This window comes from Streptomyces sp. NPDC006510 (genome assembly GCF_040611955.1).
GTDB lineage: Bacteria > Actinomycetota > Actinomycetes > Streptomycetales > Streptomycetaceae > Streptomyces.
Genome location: NZ_JBEXPH010000434.1, coordinates 1 through 1,760, shown reverse-complemented (window position 1 = coordinate 1,760; position 1,760 = coordinate 1). Strand labels below are relative to the sequence as shown.

1 pseudogene is annotated in these 1,760 nt (G+C 68.5%); it reads left to right on the top strand.

What is annotated here, in order from left to right:
• Positions 1-200: 200 nt before the first annotated feature.
• Positions 201-1,271, top strand: a pseudogene (locus ABZY11_RS44245) (transposase); the annotation flags it as partial.
• Positions 1,272-1,760 lie beyond the last annotated feature (489 nt).

Here is a 1,760-nt window from a genome sequence, read left to right as displayed (position 1 = left end):
GTTGTTGCCGCTCACCACGCCTCGCCAGCGTCGTGTGAGCAGCCGTTTGTCACGGCCTGAGCTTGTTCTTGCGCCTCCCAGCTCGAACAACGGCCGTACTTAACCGCCCGGATGGGGAATCGCCGGACGTGGGCACATCCTTCGGCTGATCCTGTGCTCCGACCAAAGAGGCACTTGACCAGCGCGAAGGCCGTGGGGGAATGAGTCTGCTGCATCACGATGTCCGGCGCGAGGCATTCGCGGTGGCGTCACACTTTCGGGACGACTTCTTCGACTGCCTGACCGCGCGCGGGGACACGCTGTTTGAGCTGACCGACGCGTTGCTGTGCGGGGACGGGCCGGTCAAGGCGCCGGTCGACCTCACGCTGACGGCCGAGCACCGGCGCGGGCACGGCGCGATGTACGACGCGCTGAACAGCGGGAACGTCGATGTGCCGCGGCTGCGGCAGGTGCTGGCCGGGCTGCCGCAGCCCGGGGCCGCCGACGGACGCCTGGTCCTGGCGGTGGACGTCACCCACTGGCTCCGCCCCGACGCACCCTGCAGCCCGGACCGCTTGTTCTGCCACGTCTACGGCCGCAGCGGACGCTCCTCGGACCAGTTCGTGCCCGGCTGGCCCTACTCGTTCGTCGCCGCGCTGGAGTCGGGCCGGAACTCGTGGTGCCAGATCCTGGACGCGCTGAGGCTGGGGCCGGCCGACGATGTTGCCGAGGTCACCGCGGCCCAGGTCCGCCACGTGGTCGAGGACCTTATCGACATGGGGCGGTGGCAGCAGGGTGACCGGGACATCCTTGTCGTCTTCGACGCCGGCTACGACGCTCCGCGCATGGCCTATGTGCTGGAAGGACTGCCGGTGGAGGTCCTCGGGCGGATGCGCACGGACCGCGTGATGCGCAAGCCGGTCCCGGTGCCGTGGATCTCCCCGCCGCAGGGCGGACGCCCGCCGAAGCACGGCAAGGAGTTCCGCTTCGCCAAGCCCGACACCTGGGGCGAGCCTGATGCCGAGACCGTGCAGGTCACCGACCGCTATGGCACCGCTCGCGCGATGGCCTGGGACCGCGTCCATCCTCGGCTGACCACCCGCTCCGCGTGGATCGACCACACCGGCGAACTCCCCGTTATCGAAGGGACGTTGATCCGTCTGGAGGTCGACCGCCTGCCCGGCGGCCACGATCCCCTCCCCGTCTGGCTGTGGTCGTCGGCCACTGGCCTGTCGGGCGGGGATGTCGACCTGCGCTGGCAGGCGTTCTTGCGCAGGTTCGATCTTGAGCACGTGCGCCACGAGGCGCTACACAACCAAGTGGAGGTGAAAGACCTTCGCCCTCGGGCCGTCGCAGCGGCCCGAGTGAAGCAGGGGGCAGCCCGCCCCGGGGAACGCCGGGAACGGGTGGAAAGCAGTCCCGACAACGCCGAGACGGACCGGCACCGTCAGACGGTCCGGGTCCGGCAAGCAAGACCGGAAGGTGCAACGCGAGTGAACCAGTGGGTGACGCCCCGTAAGAGTCGAGCCGGCTCCAACCTGACGGATTCGGGCCGGTATGCAGTGCGTGGTCCTGTCTTTGGGCGGGACCAACTCCGAAGCCGTTTGTGTTCGGCGGCGAGGAGGCCACGTTGAATGTCTGCGGCGTAGGCGTGGCGAAGCTGCCGGGGTATAGCTGGGCACCTAATACTCCAGTGTGGTTTCGTGATCTATCCAGCAGGTTCGTCGGCGGATCGTCGTCGGTAGTGGCTGTGTCGGGCTGTTGCCTGGTGGCGTCTGCGC